Below are 18,581 nucleotides of genomic sequence, written 5' to 3'. Positions count from 1 at the left end.
AGCGGCTAGAAGCTATACGCCGAGATGCTGGTATTGGAGCGTCAAGCCGTTACTCCGCATTCTGCCAGCAGCCAGTCGCGGAACGCGCGAACCGCCGTGGTCTGCGCGCGCGGCGCGCTCAGGAGATAGCCGCCATCGGTCGTGACGGGGGTATCGAACAGTTGCACGAGTTGCCCGCTTAGAACAAGCTCATCCACGAGCGGCGCCCAACCGAGCGCCACGCCCTGACCCATGAGCGCGGCGTGCGCAACAAAGCCATAGTTGTTGAACGTAATGCCGCGATGCGCGGCCGGCGCGCTCAGCCCTTGCGCCGCGAACCAGCCATGCCATGAAAGCCAGCGCTCCGGGTTTGTCGGTTCAAGATGCAGCAGCGGCAGTTCGCTCAAATCCGACGGATCCACCGGCTTGCCGTGCCGCGCGAGAAATGCGGGACTGCATACCGGCGTGACTTGTTCGGGAAACAACTTGAGCGTGCCGCGCCCGGGCCAGTTCATTGAAACGTGACCGAAGCCGATCACGATATCCGCGTGATCGTGCTCCGCCGCGAGCACGTCTTGCGCCGTGGTGATCTTCACATCGACGTCAGGCATGAGCGCCTTGAATTGCGAAAGACGTGGCATCAGCCAGTAGGTTGCAAAGCCGAAGTCGGTGAGAAGGTCGAGCGATTGCTGGGCCGGCGCTGCATGACGCGCGCGGATATCGTTCGTGGCAACGCGGATGGTTTCAAGGCTCTGGCGCACGGCTTCGAAAAGCTGCATCCCGTCTTCGGTCAACGTCACGCCACGATGCCCGCGCTCGAACAGCGGCGCGCCAAGCGCCTCTTCAAGCTGCACCACGCGCTGGCTGACCGCCGGTTGCGTGGAGCCAAGCTCGCGCGCGGCTGCGGTAAAGCTGGCAAGGCGCGCGGCGGACTCGAACATGGACAATGCCTGCATTGGCGGCAAACGATTTTGTCTCGGCATAAGCACCCCTTATGAGCTCATAACGTTTTGCGCTCTTCACAGCCGTGAATTGGACAGCAATAGTGATGCGCGGTGCAGTGCGTTTTGCGTTCCACCTTTCCGATTCTATTCGAGCCTTGCCCCGATGCTTAAGCCCAAACAAAATATCCTTATTCTGATGGCTGACCAGATGACGCCGTTTGCGTTATCGGCTTATGGTCACACCGTGACAAAGACGCCGAACATGGACGCGCTAGCGGCGCGCGGCGTGGTCTTCGATTCCGCATATTGCGCAAGTCCGCTCTGCGCGCCGTCGCGCTTTTCATTCTTGTCCGGGAAGCTGCCATCGAACATAGGTGCCTACGATAACGCCGCCGAATTTCCATCGCAAACATTGACGTTCGCCCATTACCTGCGGGCGGAGGGGTATCGAACGGTGCTTTCAGGAAAAATGCATTTCTGCGGTCCTGACCAGTTGCACGGTTTCGAAGAGCGCCTCACGACCGATATCTACCCAGCGGATTTTGGCTGGACGCCTGACTGGGATGACTTCGAAACGCGTCCGAGCTGGTATCACAACATGAGTTCCGTGATCGATGCAGGCCCGTGCGTACGCACCAACCAGCTCGATTTCGATGACGAGGTCATCTACACCACGCGCCAGAAGCTGTTCGATATCGCTCGCGAGCGGCAAGCCGGTAAAGATGCGCGGCCGTTTTGCGTGGTGGCTTCGCTGACGCATCCGCACGATCCTTACGCGATCCCGCAGAAATACTGGGACATGTATCGCGATGAAGACATCGCAATGCCCGCGTATCGCGACACGCTGGAGGCCGCCGATCCGCATTCGAAGCGTCTCCGTTATATTTGCGAAACCGACAAAACGCCGCCGACCGATCAGCAGGTTCGCAATGCGCGCCATGCGTATTACGGCGCGATCTCTTACGTGGATGCGCAATTCGGCGCGATCCTTGAAGCGCTCGATCAATCCGGCATGGCCGATGACACCATCGTGATCGTGACCTCCGATCACGGCGAGATGCTGGGCGAACGCGGCCTTTGGTACAAGATGACATTCTTCGAGGGCGGTTGCCGCGTGCCGCTGATCGTGCACGCGCCGGGGCAATTCGAGGCGGGTCACGTGAAGGCTTCGGTCTCTCATCTCGACCTGCTGCCGACGCTGGTTGAACTGGGCAGAGGTTCGGCAAGACCAGCATGGCCCGATACACTCGACGGAAAAAGTCTCATACCGCATCTTCGCCGCGAACCTCACGCTCACGATGAAGCCATCGGCGAATACCTTGCCGAGGGTGCTATCGCGCCTATCGTCATGCTGCGCCGTGACGACTTCAAGTTTATCCACACACCGGCCGACCCCGATCAGCTTTTCGACGTCACCGCCGATCCTTTGGAGCGGACGAACCTTGCCCGGCATCCGGAACACGCGGCGCGCGCGGCTGCATTCCGTGAAGAAATAGCGCGACGCTGGGACCTTGGCAAGCTGCGTGAAGACGTTGTGCAAAGCCAGCGTCGCCGGCAATTTCATTTCCACGCCACCACGCAAGGCGCGATCGAGTCTTGGGACTGGCAACCATTAGTCGATGCCAGCCAGCGCTATATGCGCAATCACATCGACCTGGACACGCTCGAAGCCATGGCGCGTTTCCCCGCGGTCAAACGCTGAACGGGCGTCAAACGCGCCTGCAGAAACACACAACCACAGGAATCGACCATGAAAAAGCCCTTTAAACAAGCACTATTCTGCATCGCGGCGCTCTTAGGCTCCGTTGATGTGGTGATTGCAGCCGAGCCTCAAAGCTGCATGCAGGTAAAGATGGCAGACCCGGGCTGGACTGACATCGACGCGACCAATGCCATGGCGGGAGTGGTGCTGAAAGCGTTGGGCTACAAGCAAAGCGTCGCAAATCTTTCTGTGCCGATCACTTACCAGGGCTTGAAGAAAGGGCAGATCGACGCGTTTCTTGGCAACTGGATGCCTGCACAAGGACCGTTGGTAAAGCCCTTCATAGATGAAAAATCCATTGAAGTGGTGCATCCAAACCTGACGAACGCCAAGTTCACGCTTGCGGTTCCTGATTATGTAGCGGCCGCTGGCGTTCATACGTTCGCGGACTTGCAGAAGAACGCGGCCAGGTTCGAGAGCAAGATCTATGGCATTGAGCCGGGCGCGCCGGCCAACCAGAACATCAAGAAAATGGTCGATGAAAAAGCGTTCGGACTCGAAGGATGGAAGCTGGTTGAGTCCAGCGAAACCGGCATGCTGACGCAGGTCGAGCGCGCTGTACGCGACAAGAAATGGATTGTGTTTCTAGCGTGGGAACCGCACTTGATGAACACGAAATTCCACCTCACCTACCTCGACGGTGGCGATAAATACTTCGGCCCGAACTTCGGCGGTGCGACCGTGAACACGGTTGCGCGCACGGGGTATATCGGCGAATGCCCTAATGTAGGACGCCTCTTCAGGCAGATGACGTTTAACGTGGACCTTGAGAACGGCATCATTACGGATGTACTGCAAAACAAGACCAACATCGATACCGCCGCTACTGCGGCGCTCAAGCGCAACCCGGACATCATGAAGGCGTGGCTCGATGGTGTGACCACGGCCACAGGAGGAAATGGTTTGCAAGCCGTACAAACGGCGCTTGGATCCAAATAACAACATACGTCGCCATTGGGCAGGTTTTGGTCGCAAACCGTCGAGCCGCTGTAAATATGGACCCGTACTTTTGCATGGCTGGAGCCCGGACCGGAAGAGTCACCGGCACGCACCAGCGTCATAGGCTTCAGATCACCGTACCAAGCCAGTTTCTGCAATAAAAATCGAGCGAGAGGCGTTGCGCGATGCCGGCCTTAGGGCGGTTTCGCCCTGGCAGCGCGGGACTTGCTTAGCCCTTCGAAACAAGCAAACACGGGTATCAGGGAGAATCAACAAATGAATAAGCGACATGCCGCAAAGCTGGCGGCCCTTGCATTGAGTGCGGGCGCCGTATCCGCACCCGCCGTGGTTCACGCGCAGGGCAGCGTGACGCTGTACGGCATTCTGGACGCGGGTATCACCTACGTGAACAACACGGCCGGCTCGCACGCCTTCAGGTTCGAGGACGGCATTTCGTATGGCAACCGGCTGGGCTTCAAAGGCGTGGAGGATCTCGGCGGCGGATTGAAGGCGATCTTCGCGCTTGAATCCGGCTTTCACATTGGCACGGGCCGGTACGCGTTTGGCGGCGCGGAGTTTGGACGGCAGGCGTATGTCGGCTTGCAAAGTCAGTGGGGAACAATATCGCTTGGCAATCAGCTCGACATGACCAACGAGTTCATGGAAGGCTACAACATCTCTGCCTTTGCAAGCGGCTATGCGATCCACCAGGGCGACTTCGACCGCATGAATGGCGACCGTCTGCCGAACGCGATCAAGTACATGTCACCCGATATCAACGGTCTCACATTTGGCGGCATGTATTCGTTCGGCAACGTTGCTGGCAACTTCCATCAGCAGAGCGCATATAGCGCGGGCGCGCATTACGCGCACGGCAATTTCACCGTTGGCACCGCGTACACGCGCCTGAACAATCCTAACGGCATTTACGCCTTCGATCCGTACGCGATGATCGGCACGAAGACCTTCCTCGGTCAGACCGTTGCGACCGTGGATCCGGCGACGGGCGCGGTCAACGACCTGTTCAGCAGCACGCCGCTTGCGGTCGACAGTCAGGCGACCTTTGGCATTGGGTCATCGTATGCATTCGGCAACCTCATGGTGCTCGGCAACTATACGTACACCACCATTAAGGGTTTTGGGCAGTCGTCGCACATGCACGTGGGCGAGGGTGGCGCGTCGTATAACTTCACGCCGGCGCTGATCCTGTACGGCGGGTATCAATACACGGCGTTCGAAGGTCGCAAGTGGAACATGGGTTCGCTCGCACTGCATTACCTCTTGTCCAAGCGTACCGATGTCTATATTTCGGGCGACTACCTGAGGGCATCGAACGGAGTGGATGCGGTGATTGGATATAGCTTCACGCCGTCGACCTCAAATACGCAAAGCGATGTGCGTATTGGCTTGCGTCACTCGTTCTAAAGCGGTTACGCGTAGAACGGCTTAGACGACCGTGAACGGTTCAACCACGGCGGCTTCCGGAAACGGGGCCGTCGCGCGTGGCGAAGCGCGGTCTTGTCGCGGGCTGGAACCAAAGCGCGTGCGATAAGTGCGCGAAAAATGCGATGGCGATTCGAAGCCGCAGGCCACGCAGACTGTGGTGATCGACATGTCGGTTTGCTGCAGCAATTCGCGGGCGCGCGCGAGGCGCAGTCCGAGATAGAAATGCGTTGGCGTATCTTTCAGCGCCGAGCAGAACAGGCGTTCAAGCTGGCGCCGCGTCACGCCAATTTCCTCGGCCAGTGCATCGGGCGAAAGCGGTTCCTCCATGTGTTGTTCCATTACGCCGATTACCTGAATCAGCTTGCGATTATGGATGCCATAGCGCGCCGCGATCTGCATGCGCTGATGGTCGGAGCGTTGCCGGATCCGGCCGAGTACGAACTGTTCGGATACCTGAGCAGCGAGTTCCGCTCCGTGCCGGCGGCCGATCAGATCCAGCATCAGGTCGATCGACGCTGTGCCGCCTGCGCAGGTGATGCGGCGCGCATCGATTTCAAACAGTTCCTGGCTGACCGCCAGCGACGGATAGCGTTCCTGGAACGCCGATGCCGCTTCCCAGTGGAGGGTTACGCGTTCGTGCTGGAGGAGACCGGCTTCGGCCAGTATGAAGCTTCCTGTATCTATGCCACCTAGTGTTGCGCCGGCGCGGTCCATGTTGCGCAGCCAATCGACGAGTTCACGCGTGTAGCGGTTGAGGGGATTGAACCCGGCTACCACGATGACGTTTTTGGCTGACTTGACGTCTGCCAGGGCGCTTTCGGCGTTCAGGGAGATGCCGTTGCTGGCGCAGACGGGGCCACCGTCGATGCTTAGAATATGCCAACGGTATAGATCGCCGCGGAAGCGGTTTGCCACGCGAAGGGGTTCAATCGCCGACATGAAGCCGATGGATGAGAACTCCGGGAGCAGCAGGAAATGAAAGTCTTCGGGCGGTGGCATTGAGGGTGGGCTTTTTTGATCTGACCGGGCACAGTAGCAAGTGGAAAATGCTGGCGCAATGGGGAATGAGCCGGAGGGTTTCGTTCGCACTGTACGGGGTTGGGGGGTGGGGTCCTGCTTTTTGGGGCTTCGCGCGTTCCGTGTTCGTTGATCCTTTTTAGCACTGTTAGCCACTATCCGTGGCGGGACTTCATTTCTTTGTCCAACGGCGACAAAGAAACGAAGCAAAGAAAACGCCTTCCAACCGCTAATTCTTAAGTGTCCCGAGCGTGCACGTACATCTGCTTGGGACTTCAAAAGAACCCTCGACGCCATAACCAACAACACCTGAAACCCTCCCCCTCCGAACCCCTACATCCACACGCTTCGCCACCCGTGTTCTCGGGCAAGCACAGAACTCCACGAAACCAGTTCGGCCAAACACCCCAATTGCGTGCAAGCACGCAATTGGGCGCGCGCTGCGCGCGGCGCCTCCCTGTTTGAGGCTACTCACACTGGTGGCGAAGCGTGTGGGTATCTGTGAACGAAGCGGGAGGGGTTCAGCAATCCGGGGTTTTACGCTGAGCGTTCTTTTGAAGTCCCAAGCAGATGAAACTGCACGCTCGGGACACTTAAGAATTGGCGGTTGGAAGGCGTTTTCTTTGCTTCGTTTCTTTGTCGCCGTTGGACAAAGAAATGAAGTCCCGCCACGGACAGTGGCTAATAGTGCTAAAGAGGACCAACGAACAGCGAACGCGCGCAGGCGCAAAAAGCAGGACCCCACCCACCTCCCCCGTACAGTGCGAACGACTCCCCGGTCGCATATAGTCAAAACCGGGTCGCAACCGGTCGCCTCAGCGGTATTCTGCGGCAGTACCTTAGCCCATGGTCGATCGGGGCCAACCCAAACCCACCCAAGCCAAGCCCAATCCCCTCATCGCTTCCAATCGGAACCCAACCCCATGCCAACTTCCCCGGCCACGAAAAAGCTGCTCGCCTGCCTGTGTTTCGCGCTGACCTCATTCGCCGCATGTGCCCAGAGCAAGGAAGACGCAACCTGCCATACGGTACGTTTCGTCGACATCGGCTGGACCGACATCACCTCGACCACCGCGCTGGCATCAGTCGTATTCCAGGGCCTGGGCTATGACCCGAAAGTCACGGTCGCGTCCGTGCCCATCTCGCTGGCAGGCCTCAAAAGCAAACAAATCGATGTATCGCTCGGATACTGGTGGCCCGTGCAGGAAAAGGTGGTCCAGCCGTTCATCGACTCGAAGGCCATCGACAAACTCGACCCGCCCAATCTTTCCGGCGCGAAAGCCACGCTCGCCGTGCCGAGCTATGAATACGACGCAGGCCTGAAAACATTCCAGGACATCGCGAAACACAAGGACGAACTCGACGGCAAGATCTATGGTATCGAACCGGGCAGCAGCGCAAACGCGCAAATCCAGAAGATGATCGATACCAACAAGTTCGGACTCGGCGGCTTCAAACTCGTCCAATCAAGCGAAGCCGGCATGCTGGTGACCGTCGATCGCGCGGTTCGCGACAAGAAATGGGTCGTATTCGTCGGCTGGGAACCGCATCCCATGAACATCCAGGTCAAGATGAATTATCTGGCCGGCGGCGACGAAGTATTCGGCCCCAACTACGGCGAAGCACGCGTCTACACACTGACAAATCCGGACTTCCTGACGCGTTGCCCGAACGCGGGCAGGCTCGTATCGAACCTGCGATTCACAACCCAACTCGAAAACCAGTTGATGATTCCAGTAATGGCGAAGGAGCGCCCGACCGACGCGGCGAAGGCCTATCTGAAGAAAAATCCGCAAGTGCTCGATGCTTGGCTTGCAGGCGTCAAAACAGTGGACGGCAAGGATGGCTTGCCGGCAGTCAAGCAATATCTTGGCCTTTGAAAGGACGGCGTGACATGAACTACGAAGTAATCGTGACGTGTGCGGTAACGGGCGCGGGTGACACTACCGGCAAACATCCGGCAATCCCGGTCACGCCCAAGCAAATCGCGGAAGCGGCGATCGAGGCGGCGAGAGCGGGCGCGACCGTGGCGCATTGCCATGTCCGCGATCCAGAAACTGGCCGCGGCAGCCGCGATCCGGCGTTGTATCGCGAGGTCGTGGACCGGATCCGGTCATCGGACACGGACGTGATCATTAATCTCACGGCGGGCATGGGCGGCGATCTGGAAATCGGCGGCGGAGAATCGCCGATGCTATTCGGCGCCGCGACCGATCTTGTCGGCGGTTTGACGCGCCTTGCCCATGTGGAAGAGCTGTTGCCGGAAATCTGCACGCTGGATTGCGGCACGCTCAATTTCGGCGATGGCGACACCATTTATGTATCGACGCCCGCACAACTCCGGGCAGGCGCAAAACGTATTCAGGCGCTTGGCGTGAAGCCGGAACTCGAGATCTTCGACACCGGCCATCTCTGGTTCGCCAGGCAAATGCAAAAGGAAGGCTTGCTCGACGATGCCCCGCTGTTTCAGCTTTGCATGGGCATTCCATGGGGCGCGCCGCCGGATGTCGGCACCTTCAAGTCTATGGTCGACAACATGCCGGCAGGCGCGCATTGGGCAGGATTCGGCATTGGCCGCATGCAGATGCCAATGGTCGCTCAAGCCATGCTGCTGGGCGGTCACGTTCGTGTTGGACTGGAAGACAACCTGTATCTGGACCGCGGCGTGCATGCGAGCAACGGGACGCTCGTGCAGCGTGCGGTTGAAATTATCGAGCGTCTGGGCGGCCGTGCGCTGACGCCGGCCGAAGGCCGCAAAAAGCTGAACTTGCCCGCGCGCGGCGAGCGCTTGCTGGAGCGCCGGAAGATCGAACAATTTGCCTGAACGACCGATCAACGCAAAATTGAATAAAACGAAATTACTAAGGAATCCGTTATATGCAAGTCAGGAAGTTTGCTGCATTGGGCGTTGGCGTGATCGGAAGCGGATGGGTATCAAGAGCTTTGGCGCACGGACTGGATGTGATCGCGTGGGACCCAGCGCCGGACGCCGAGGAACAATTGAGGAAGAACGTCGCGAATGCGTGGCCCGCGCTTGAGCGCGTCGGGCTTGCAGAAGGGGCGTCGAAGGAAAGATTGCGGTTCGTCGAAACGGTCGAGGAATGCGTGGCTGACGCGGACTTCATTCAGGAAAGCGCGCCCGAGCGCGAAGACCTGAAGCTGAGTCTTCACGAGCGGGTATCGAAGGCGGCGAAGCCCGAAGCGATCATCTCGTCATCCACTTCGGGCTTGCTGCCAACGGACTTCTACGCCAGCGCGAAGGATCCGTCGCGCTGCATTGTGGGTCATCCATTCAATCCGGTTTATCTGCTGCCGTTGGTCGAGGTCCTGGGCGGCGAGCAGACCTCAGAAGAGACGTTGAAAGCCGCGTCCACGTTCTATGAATCCATCGGCATGAGGCCGTTGCGGGTTCGCAAGGAAGTGCCGGGGTTTATCGCGGACCGGTTGCTTGAGGCGCTTTGGCGCGAGGCGCTGCATCTGGTGAACGAGGGCGTGGCGACGACCGGTGAAATAGACGACGCCATTCGTTTTGGCGCAGGTATCCGCTGGTCGTTCATGGGCACGTTCCTGACCTACACGCTCGCGGGCGGCGAAGCCGGCATGCGTCATTTCATGCAGCAATTCGGCCCGGCGTTAGAATTGCCCTGGACCAAGCTCGTCGCACCCAAGCTCACCGATGAACTCATCGACCGCGTAGTGGAAGGCACGGCGGATCAGCAAGGCTCGCATTCGATCAAGCAACTGGAACGTTATCGCGACGACTGTATTACGAGCGTGCTGACGGCAATAGCCGAAGCAAAATCGCGCCACGGCATCACGAACTGAATACGCCAATGCCAACGATCATCTATCGCGACACGGTAAAGCCCGAGTGGGTCGACTACAACGGGCACTTGCGTGACGCGTTCTACATGCTGATCTTCAGCTTCGCCACCGACGCATTCATGGACCGCATCGGGCTCGACGAGGCGGGGCGCGCGTCGCGCAAGCGCTCGCTGTTCACGCTCGAGGCACACATCAATTATCTGCACGAGACCAAGGAGGGCGCGGCGGTTCGCGTGGAAGCATCGGTGCTTGCGTTCGATGCCAAGCGCGTTCACCTCTACATGGAGATGTACGAGGGCGACGGCGCGGAGCCCATTGCGGCGAGCGAGCAAATGCTTCTTCACGTCGACATGACCGGCGGCGCAAAATCGGCTGTCTTCGATACGGACATTGCCGGCCGCATTGAAGCACTGCAAGCCGGGTCGATCACAAAGCCGCGTTACGCAGGGCGCGTGATCGGCTTGCCCTCGGGATCGCGCGCTTCCGCCACGGCACGTCCCGCCTGAGCGCGCCACGTCCGCAACAACAGCGCGTTCGTCACCACGCTCACGCTCGAGAACGCCATCGCCGCGCCGGCAAGCATGGGATTGAGCAGGCCGAACGCCGCGAGCGGAATGCCGATCAGGTTGTAGACGAACGCCCAGAACAGGTTCTGCTGGATCTTGCGATACGTGCGCCGCGCAATGTCGATGGCGTCGGCCACGAGCACCGGGTCGCTGCGCATCAGCGTAATGCCAGCCGCTTCCATGGCGACGTCCGTGCCGGTTGCCATTGCAATGCCGATATCGGCGGCGGCGAGCGCGGGCGCGTCGTTGATGCCGTCGCCGGCCATCGCGACCGCGCCCGTTGCACGCGCTTTCAGTTCCGTGATCACGCGCGCCTTGTCGGCGGGAAGCATGTGCGCGTGGACGGCATCCGGCGTCATGCCAAGCGAGTGTGCAACGCTTGCCGCGCTGCCCGCGTTGTCGCCGGTGAGCAGGACGCTCTGGATGCCCATTGTGTTCAACCGGGCGATAGCCTGACGCGCGCCGGCTTTCAGCGAATCGCCGAACGCAAGCAGCGCGAGGACGCGGGCCGGGACATCCGGCGAAGCGCCCAGATCCACTAGCCACGACACCGTGTTGCCGAGTTTTTCGAGTTCTTCCGACCGCGTGGCGAGCGCATCCGGCGCGGCAAGCTGCAATTCCTCCAGCCAGCGCGCGCTCGCAATAGCCAGCCGGCGCTCATTCAGGCCTCCACCCACGTGCGCCTCCACGCCGCGTCCCGCGACCGCTTTCGCATTGCTTGCGCCAACGGGTTGAATCGACTCTGCGTCGGCGGCGGCCACCACCGCGCGCGCCAGCGGGTGATCGCTCAAGCGCTGTACGGCCGCGGCCAATCCCAGGGCTTCCTTCCTGTCCACGCCGTCGGCCGCGTCGAATTCGGTCATCGAAGGCTTGCCGACGGTCAGCGTGCCGGTTTTATCGAAGGCGACAATCCTGATCCGATGCGCCATTTCCAGCGCCTGCGGATCCTTGATCAGCACGCCATGGCGCGCTGCCACGCCGGTTCCGGCCATGATCGCGGCGGGCGTCGCCAGACCGAGCGCGCACGGACAGGCAATCACAAGCACCGCGACCGCGTTCAGCACGGCCGTTTCAGCGCCCGCGCCCACAGCCAGCCAGCCGATCAGCGTCACGAGCGCAATCACCAGAATGACCGGCACGAAGATCGCCGATACCCGGTCGACCAGCCGCTGTATGGGCGCTTTCTCTGCTTGCGCCGATTCCACCAGCCGGATGATCCGCGCAAGCGTGGTTTCCGCGCCGGTCGCGGTCGTTTCGACGGCAATCGCGCCTTCGCCGTTGATCGATCCTGCCGTGACGCGCGCGCCGGTTTCCTTCGCGACCGGCAAGCTTTCGCCCGTAATCAGCGACTCGTCCACATGCGTGCGGCCTTCGCGGATCACGCCGTCCACCGGCATCCGTTCGCCGGGCCGGACGATCGCCATGTCGCCATGACGCACTTCGGCCAGCGCGACCTCGCGTTCCTGGCCCGTCACGGCATCGCGAATACGCGCGCGCTCCGGGCGCAGCGCGTCGAGGGCGCGGATGGCATCGGTCGTTTGCCGTTTCGCGCGCGCCTCCAGCCATTTGCCGAAACGCACGAGCGTGATCACGACCGCCGCGGCCTCGAAATAGAGATGCGCCGTTTCGCCGGGATGCGCGAACAGTTCGTACACGCTCAAACCCCACGCCGCCGACGTGCCCAGCGCGACGAGCAAATCCATGTTGCCTTCGCCGGAACGGACCGCCTTGAAACCGCCGACATAAAACCGCGCGCCGAGCACGAACTGGACGATGCTCGCGAGCGCCAGCGATATCCACACGCCAAGATGCAGGTCGATCCCGAGCATCGGCAGGACGAGCGGCAACGTCAGCAGCGCCGAGACGACCACTGCGGCAAGTTCGCCGCTATGGGCGGGCGCGGCGGCCGGGGCTGCTTCCGGCTCGATAAACGTGGCTTCATAGCCCGCCTTCGTGACAGCGGCAAGAAGCTGGTCGCGAGAAACGGAGGGTTCAGCGCGGACCGTGGCTTTTTCGGTGGCGAGATTCACGGATACCTGTTCCACGCCCGGCACCTTGGCGAGCGCCTTTTCGACGCGCCGCACGCACGACGCGCACGTCATTCCGCCAATGGCGAATTCCGCGGTATTCAATGCGGTATCCGATACAGCGCCAACGTTTTGACCTGGACTAGCAGACATAAAGACTTCCCGTTCCAATAGACTTACCGTTCCAATGCTGGCCGCAAATTTCAGCCGATGAAACCAGTATCGACATTCCAATGATTGGAAGGTCAAGGTGTATTTTCAAGAGAGTTTGCCCGTCATTGCCGCAGCACGTGCATAAAAAACCTGCACTATATGGGGCGATCGCGCGCTGCGGACTTATCGGCGGTTCTAAAGTGAGGCGGTTGAAAACCATGTTTCGAATTTGCCAAAAAGCCGCAGTTTTTTATAAACATCAGACTTATTTTCGAGCATTGTCACGCGCTTCTTGCCTAAGCTCATTGGATAAGATAAAACGCGTTTTCAAGATAGCTTGAGCCTTGGCGTGCGGACCCGCAGGACGTGATTCCAGGACCAGCCGGCGTGCGCGCCGAACGAAGTAAAAAAGCCTAAATAGACCTAATTCGAATGAAAAATAACCGACGCTGGGCAGTTCCGTTGTTTCCGTTGCATGGGGCACGTTGGATGGTCGCCGGTTTGTGCAGCCTGGCGATCCTGGGCGGGTGCGCAACACAGGCGCCCGTGGCTGCGAGCGGGGATGGCTGGCGCAAGGACCAGATCGCCGACGCTTACGTATTTGGTTATCCGCTGGTCGCGTCCGATCTGGCGCGTGAAAAAGCCACGGGCGGAGATGCATCGAAGCCCGGACAAGCGCCGGTGAACACCTTGCGGCACGTCACCGCGTTGCCGCCGGTCGGTGCAGCGGGGCGGCCCAGCGTGGATACGCTGGAATCGACTGCCTGGCTGGATGTATCGAGTGGACCGGTGCTGGTTTCCTTGCCTGCGTTGCCGTCCATGCAATCCGCGGGTTCTGGCCAATTGCGCGGCCGCTATTTCGATGCACGCGCCTTCGATGCCTGGACCAACGTGATCTATTCGAGCGTCGACGCCACGTCCGACACGTCCGTGCCGCCCGCGGCCAGACCGCATGGCAAGGCCGCACGCGCTGCACGCGCCGCGGCCGAACGCACGAGCGAACTCGTTTTCGTCCCGAAAGGCTATACCGGCGCGCTGCCTGAAGGCGTCACGCGCGTGGAAACGCCGACGCGTTACGTGTGGTTATCGATTCGGGTGCGGGTGAACGGTCAGCGCGACGTGCGCGAGGCTCGCAAGCTGCAGACCGCCATGCGCATAGACGCGCCTCCCGCCGATAAAACCAGCCCCGCCACCGCCGGGAGCGCGTGGCCAAACGTGACGGCCAACACGCCGAGCGTGGTTCCGAGCGGCGACAAGGCCGATTTGCTGGATGCCACCGCTTTCTTCAGTCGTTTAGCCAAGGCAATGGAAGACAATCCCCCTGCTCCCGACGACCCGCACGCCGTGAGCCTGCTGGCGCAACTGGGCGTGAAAGCGGGCGAGCCGGTGCAGTTTCGCGCATCGGATTCGGCGTTGCTCGCGGCCGGTCTCGCCGACGGCCGCGCGCGCGTGGACACGGTGCCCTCCAACGCGCTGAGCCGCAACGGCTGGGTGTGGTTCGGCGACGCCGTCGGCCATTACGACACCGATTACACCTTGCGGGCGTTCCTCACCAAACGTCAGCCGGGCACGGGCACGAAAGACGGCGAAGTGAAGCCCGTCGCGGTTTCGGACAGCGACGACCACACGCTCAACGGCGCGAACACCTACGTGCTGCATTTCGCGCCGAACCAGTTGCCGCCGGTGCGCGGTTTCTGGACCTTGACCGCGTACACGGCGGACGGCGCGCTGATCGACGACAAGGCCCTGCGCCTTTCGCTAAGCGACCGCGACCGCCTGAAGAAGAATCGCGATGGCTCGACCGATGTGATCGTTTCGGCGAGTTCGCCCGGCAAGGCGCGTGCGTCGAACTGGCTGCCCGCGCCCGATGGCGACTTCCAGTTGATGCTGCGTCTCTATGCACCGAAACCCGAGGCGACTTCGGGAGCGTGGGCGCCCCCGGCGATCGTTCGACAGTAAGGAATTGCGGTTTGCTTGCGTGGGAGAAATCTCACCGCGCGGCAAACCGTAGCTACCCTCGCGGATTCAATTTGACGCTTTCGCGTCGTATACTCGGGCCTTCCGTTTCCCCAGGTCACGCGCGGTGTTCCAGCGCATGACCGCGCTGTGAGGCCCGCATGGCAAGCCTGAACAAGACTTCCCTGACATCCGCCGGCCGTGGCCTGATCGATCGAGCAAACGCGGTAGCCCAGTCGCGCCGCACCCGCCGAATCACGATCGGCCTCGTGATTGCTGTCATCGTGATCGGGTTGCTGGGTTTTTTCGCGGCTCCGCCGCTCATTCGTCACATTGCCGAGCAGCAAATTTCCACCCAGCTAGGCCGTCCGGCCAGCATTGGCCGTATCGCGCTCAATCCCTATACGCTCAGCCTCGAAGCCGACCGCGTGCACATTGGCGAGGCGAAGGGCAATATCGCGGCTAATGCTCAATCCGGCGATTTCATCGATATTGAACGGCTGGTCGTGCTGCCTTCGTGGTCGTCGCTGTTCCGGCTCGCGCCGGTGATCAACGAACTCAAGATCGATTCGCCGCGCTTTCATATCGTCCGATTCGATGCGCAGCGTTTCAATTTCTCGGATCTCATCGAGAAGTTTTCGAAACCGTCCGCTACGCCTTCCGACAAACCCGCGCGTTTTTCGGTATCGAATATCCGGATCGCGAACGGGCGCATCGATTTCGATGACCGGATGCTCAAAACGCAGCACGTGATCGATCAGTGGTCGGTCGGGATTCCGTTCATTGCAAACCTTCCGTCCACAACCGAGTTGTTCGTGACGCCGTCGCTGCAGGCGCGCATCGACGGCTCGCCGTTGTCCATCAAAGGTCGCACGAAGCCGTTCGCCGAGTCCCGCGAATCGGAGATCGCGCTGCAGCTCGACGGCCTTGACGTGCCGAAAATGCTCTCGTACGCGCCGGCTTCGCTGCCGGTCGCGGTGAAAGGCGGCCGGCTTTCGACCGATCTCGACGTGAGCTTTTCACTCAATGGCAATGCGCCCGTTGTGCGCATCAAGGGCACGGCCGACCTCGCGGATATTGCCGTGACGGACAAGGAGAATGCGCCGCTGTTCGCCGCGCAGTCTTTGCATGTGAACGCGTTGAATCTGGAGCCGCTGCGCAATGTTTATCAATTGTCGGAGCTAAAATTAGCTCAACCGGATGTAAAGCTTTCCCGCGATAAAGCCGGCGCCTTCAACTTCCAGAAACTGAGCGGCCAACCTGCTGCCAATCCCCCGGCCGCCGAAACCAAGGCCGCAGCAGAAACGCGACCACTCGATATATCGATCAAGCATGTTGCGATCGACCAGGGCCAGATCGCCTTCGACGACAGCCTGATGGCGCAACCTGCTCAACTCGGCCTCAAGGCGCTGGATATAACGCTCGATGATTTCTCGACACTCGGCAAACCTCCAGCGCGCTATACGCTGAAAACCGCGCTGGATCACGGCGGAACGCTCGCGGCATCGGGCGGATTCACCCTGGCCGGCAAGAACGCCGACGCCAAATTCGCGCTCAACGACTTGCCGCTTCCGCCGCTGCAACCCTACATGGCGAATGCGGTGGCCGCGCGGGTGTCGGACGGCGCGCTCAGCGCCAGTTTGCCGCTCCAGGTGGACTGGTCGAAGCCCGAACTTGCGCTCCAGGTTGGCGCTGGCGACGTCTCGCTCAAGTCGCTCAAACTCGTTCCAACTGTCAATACAGCGCCGGTTGCCTTGGCTTCCGCGCAAGCGAAGATCACGAAAATCGATGTCGCCGCGCGCACCGCCGCTCTGGAAAGCGTGACGCTGAACGGTCTTTCCGTCGATGCAAAACGCCTGAAAGACGGCAGCATCGATCTGGCGGCGCTCGCCGGTCCCCATGAAACCGCGCCCGAAGCGAGCGCGACGCGCAAGGTCGAAAAGGCCAACGCGGCCGGCCCGGCGTGGCGTTACCAGATCGCCCAGGTGTCGCTCAATGACAGTACCGCCGATTTCACGGACGAAACCACGCCGCGCCCGGTGAAGCTTCATATCGCGCCGCTTCAGGTCAGCGTGAAGCAGGTCACCGACGACCTCACGAAGCCACTCGCCGTGGACGGCAAGCTGACCATGAACGGCAAGGGCGCGCTTGCGACGGCGGGCACGTTGACAATCAAGCCGCTGAGCCTCGCGCTGCATCTGGATGCAAGCCAACTGGATGCATCGGCGTTCGAGCCGTATTTTGGCGGCGCGTTGAACGCCTCGCTGTCGAGCGCGCTGCTGAGCGCGAACGGCGACGCGTCGTTCTCCGGCGCGGGACGCACGCTCAAGGCTGGCTACAAGGGTGACGTATCGTTGTCGAACGTGCGCTTGATCGACCGGGTGAGTTCCCAGCCGCTTGCCGGATGGAAGCTGCTCGGCCTGACGAAGCTGAACGCGCGCTACGACGAGAAGGGCGCCGACGTGGAAGCCGCGCGCGTCACATTCGCCAACTTTTACGGCCGCGTGCTGCTCGACGCGCAAGGCAAGCTGAATCTGCGCGATGTGGTGGCGAAGGACAAGACGCCCGCCGAGCCCGCGCAAGCAGCCTCGGCGCCGGTTGTGCCCAATACAGCATCGACGTCTCCCATGCCCAATTTGCGGTTCGGCCAGCTCGTGCTGCAAAACGGCCGCGTGACCTACACCGACAACTTCATTAAGCCGAATTTCACCGCGAATCTGGTCGCGATCACGGGCACCATCGGCGCATTCGGCACGCATTCGAACGTGTCCGCGCCGGTCGACGTCGCCGCGAAACTCAACGCCAACGGGCCGGTATCGATCAAGGGCGAGGTCAATCCGCTGATCGCGAAACCGTCGCTGGATCTGACCGCGAGCGCGCACGACGTGGAATTGCCCAACATCTCACCGTATTCCACGAAATACGCCGGATATCCGATCACCAAAGGTAAGCTCAACGTGGACCTGCACTACCAGCTTGCCGACGACAAACTCTCGGCGAACAACCATCTTTTCATCGATCAGCTCACGTTCGGCGATCATGTCGACAACACCACCGCAACCAAATTGCCGGTGCGCCTGGCGGTGTCGCTGCTCAAGAATTCGCGCGGCGAAATTGATGTGAACATCCCGATTTCCGGCTCGCTGTCGAATCCGGAATTCTCGGTCGGCGCGCTGGTGTGGACGGCTATCGTCAACCTGCTCGAGCGCGCGGTGACCGCGCCGTTCTCGCTGCTCGCGAATGCGTTCGGCGGCGGCAAGGGCGCCGAGGAACTCGGTTACGTTGAATTCGATCCGGGTTCGTCCACGCTCAGCGACGCCGCAAAGCAGAAGCTCGACACGATCGCAAAGGCACTGGCGGACAAACCGTCCGTCAAGATGGATTTGTCGGCGCGGGTCGATCCGGCCGTCGATGAACCCGGCCTGCGCGCGGCGTACGTCGACCGCCAGGTTCGCCTCGCGAAAATGAAGGATTCCAGCGACGACAACCCGAACATCAGCCCGTCGACCGTTTCTCTTTCCACCGACGAATACACGAAGTTCCTGACAAAAGCGTACAAGGAGGCCGACTTCAAGAAGCCGCGCAACATGATCGGCCTGACGAAGACTTTGCCCGATGCCGACATGAAAGCGGCACTGGCGGCAAACGCGCCGATTGACGATGGCGCGCTTGGCGCGCTGGCGCAAAAACGGGCGTCGGTGGTGAAGGCATACTTCGATGGGAAAATCGACAGCAAGCGGATTTTCATCGTGTCGCCGCATATGAACGCCGACGGCATCAAGGATAAAGGCGCGCCCACACGCGTGGATTTCGGCCTGCAATGACGGTGTTTATGAAGCGCCCGGAGAAGCGCGATTATTTAGGCGTGCGCTGAAAATCCGGCGCTGTCATATGGCATAGGGCGAAGCGCACCGTTCATGGCATTTTCGTCAATCCGCGCTACACTCATCTCATTAATGCAGCGGCG

At 60.6% G+C, this 18,581-nt stretch carries 12 protein-coding genes; 9 read left to right on the top strand and 3 right to left on the bottom strand.

What is annotated here, in order from left to right:
* Nucleotides 1–41: 41 nt before the first annotated feature.
* Entirely contained in the window at nucleotides 42–962 is a 921-nt protein-coding gene (locus AWB64_RS06485) for a choline sulfate utilization transcriptional regulator (RefSeq protein WP_060817824.1), read from the bottom strand.
* A 124-nt stretch (nucleotides 963–1,086) separates the two neighbouring features.
* Here AWB64_RS06485 and betC point away from each other — a divergent pair, with 124 nt between their 5' ends.
* The 3 genes from betC to AWB64_RS06470 all read left to right on the top strand — a co-directional run bounded on the left by betC (nucleotide 1,087) and on the right by AWB64_RS06470 (nucleotide 5,049).
* Complete coding sequence (gene betC / locus AWB64_RS06480; protein ID WP_060817823.1) at nucleotides 1,087–2,625, top strand: choline-sulfatase; 1,539 nt, start codon at nucleotides 1,087–1,089, stop codon at nucleotides 2,623–2,625.
* 48 nt (nucleotides 2,626–2,673) lie between these two features.
* The gene (locus AWB64_RS06475; RefSeq protein WP_060817822.1) at nucleotides 2,674–3,624 is read left to right on the top strand and encodes a choline ABC transporter substrate-binding protein; all 951 of its coding nucleotides are present in this window, start codon (nucleotides 2,674–2,676) and stop codon (nucleotides 3,622–3,624) included.
* A 276-nt stretch (nucleotides 3,625–3,900) separates the two neighbouring features.
* The gene (locus AWB64_RS06470) at nucleotides 3,901–5,049 is read left to right on the top strand and encodes a porin (protein WP_060817821.1); all 1,149 of its coding nucleotides are present in this window, start codon (nucleotides 3,901–3,903) and stop codon (nucleotides 5,047–5,049) included.
* Nucleotides 5,050–5,070: 21 nt separating this feature from the next.
* On the opposite strand, the gene AWB64_RS06465 is transcribed toward AWB64_RS06470, so the two are convergent.
* Nucleotides 5,071–6,069, bottom strand: a complete 999-nt coding sequence (locus AWB64_RS06465; protein WP_060817820.1) for a GlxA family transcriptional regulator — start codon at nucleotides 6,067–6,069, stop codon at nucleotides 5,071–5,073.
* Between the two features lie 941 nt (nucleotides 6,070–7,010).
* Here AWB64_RS06465 and AWB64_RS06460 point away from each other — a divergent pair.
* The 4 genes from AWB64_RS06460 to AWB64_RS06445 are packed head-to-tail and all read left to right on the top strand — an operon-like array spanning nucleotide 7,011 to nucleotide 10,418.
* On the top strand, nucleotides 7,011–7,967 hold the full coding sequence (locus AWB64_RS06460) for a choline ABC transporter substrate-binding protein (RefSeq protein ID WP_060817819.1): 957 nt from the start codon (nucleotides 7,011–7,013) through the stop codon (nucleotides 7,965–7,967).
* Between the two features lie 14 nt (nucleotides 7,968–7,981).
* Nucleotides 7,982–8,911, top strand: coding sequence for a 3-dehydrocarnitine:acetyl-CoA trimethylamine transferase CdhC (cdhC, locus tag AWB64_RS06455; protein WP_060817818.1), 930 nt, complete (start codon nucleotides 7,982–7,984; stop codon nucleotides 8,909–8,911).
* 53 nt (nucleotides 8,912–8,964) lie between these two features.
* The gene (locus tag AWB64_RS06450) at nucleotides 8,965–9,912 is read left to right on the top strand and encodes an L-carnitine dehydrogenase (RefSeq protein ID WP_060817817.1); all 948 of its coding nucleotides are present in this window, start codon (nucleotides 8,965–8,967) and stop codon (nucleotides 9,910–9,912) included.
* Between the two features lie 8 nt (nucleotides 9,913–9,920).
* A complete protein-coding gene (locus AWB64_RS06445; RefSeq protein WP_060817816.1) occupies nucleotides 9,921–10,418 on the top strand; it encodes a thioesterase family protein in 498 nt (165 codons plus the stop codon).
* Here AWB64_RS06445 and AWB64_RS06440 read toward each other — a convergent pair.
* Nucleotides 10,352–12,658, bottom strand: coding sequence for a heavy metal translocating P-type ATPase (locus AWB64_RS06440; RefSeq protein ID WP_244163969.1), 2,307 nt, complete (start codon nucleotides 12,656–12,658; stop codon nucleotides 10,352–10,354). The two genes, AWB64_RS06445 and AWB64_RS06440, sit on opposite strands and share 67 nt — an antisense overlap.
* A 432-nt stretch (nucleotides 12,659–13,090) precedes the next feature.
* Here AWB64_RS06440 and AWB64_RS06435 point away from each other — a divergent pair, with 432 nt between their 5' ends.
* On the top strand, nucleotides 13,091–14,617 hold the full coding sequence (locus AWB64_RS06435) for a DUF1254 domain-containing protein (protein WP_060817815.1): 1,527 nt from the start codon (nucleotides 13,091–13,093) through the stop codon (nucleotides 14,615–14,617).
* Nucleotides 14,618–14,775: 158 nt separating this feature from the next.
* Nucleotides 14,776–18,438, top strand: a complete 3,663-nt coding sequence (locus AWB64_RS06430; RefSeq protein WP_060817814.1) for a DUF748 domain-containing protein — start codon at nucleotides 14,776–14,778, stop codon at nucleotides 18,436–18,438.
* The last annotated feature ends 143 nt before the right edge of the window (nucleotides 18,439–18,581 follow it).

The sequence above is a fragment of the Caballeronia sordidicola genome (assembly GCF_001544455.2).
GTDB lineage: Bacteria > Pseudomonadota > Gammaproteobacteria > Burkholderiales > Burkholderiaceae > Caballeronia > Caballeronia sordidicola.
This window is presented reverse-complemented; position numbering and strand designations above follow the sequence as displayed.

Excerpts from the sequence above, each read along its gene's own strand:
- cdhC (WP_060817818.1), top strand. The coding sequence starts at position 7,982 with ATGAACTACGAAGTAATCGTGACGTGTGCGGTAACGGGCGCGGGTGAC.
- AWB64_RS06465 (WP_060817820.1), bottom strand. The coding sequence starts at position 6,069 with ATGCCACCGCCCGAAGACTTTCATTTCCTGCTGCTCCCGGAGTTCTCA.
- AWB64_RS06475 (WP_060817822.1), top strand. The coding sequence starts at position 2,674 with ATGAAAAAGCCCTTTAAACAAGCACTATTCTGCATCGCGGCGCTCTTA.
- AWB64_RS06460 (WP_060817819.1), top strand. The coding sequence starts at position 7,011 with ATGCCAACTTCCCCGGCCACGAAAAAGCTGCTCGCCTGCCTGTGTTTC.
- AWB64_RS06445 (WP_060817816.1), top strand. The coding sequence starts at position 9,921 with ATGCCAACGATCATCTATCGCGACACGGTAAAGCCCGAGTGGGTCGAC.
- AWB64_RS06435 (WP_060817815.1), top strand. The coding sequence starts at position 13,091 with ATGAAAAATAACCGACGCTGGGCAGTTCCGTTGTTTCCGTTGCATGGG.
- AWB64_RS06440 (WP_244163969.1), bottom strand. The coding sequence starts at position 12,658 with ATGTCTGCTAGTCCAGGTCAAAACGTTGGCGCTGTATCGGATACCGCA.
- AWB64_RS06470 (WP_060817821.1), top strand. The coding sequence starts at position 3,901 with ATGAATAAGCGACATGCCGCAAAGCTGGCGGCCCTTGCATTGAGTGCG.
- AWB64_RS06485 (WP_060817824.1), bottom strand. The coding sequence starts at position 962 with ATGCCGAGACAAAATCGTTTGCCGCCAATGCAGGCATTGTCCATGTTC.
- AWB64_RS06430 (WP_060817814.1), top strand. The coding sequence starts at position 14,776 with ATGGCAAGCCTGAACAAGACTTCCCTGACATCCGCCGGCCGTGGCCTG.
- betC (WP_060817823.1), top strand. The coding sequence starts at position 1,087 with ATGCTTAAGCCCAAACAAAATATCCTTATTCTGATGGCTGACCAGATG.
- AWB64_RS06450 (WP_060817817.1), top strand. The coding sequence starts at position 8,965 with ATGCAAGTCAGGAAGTTTGCTGCATTGGGCGTTGGCGTGATCGGAAGC.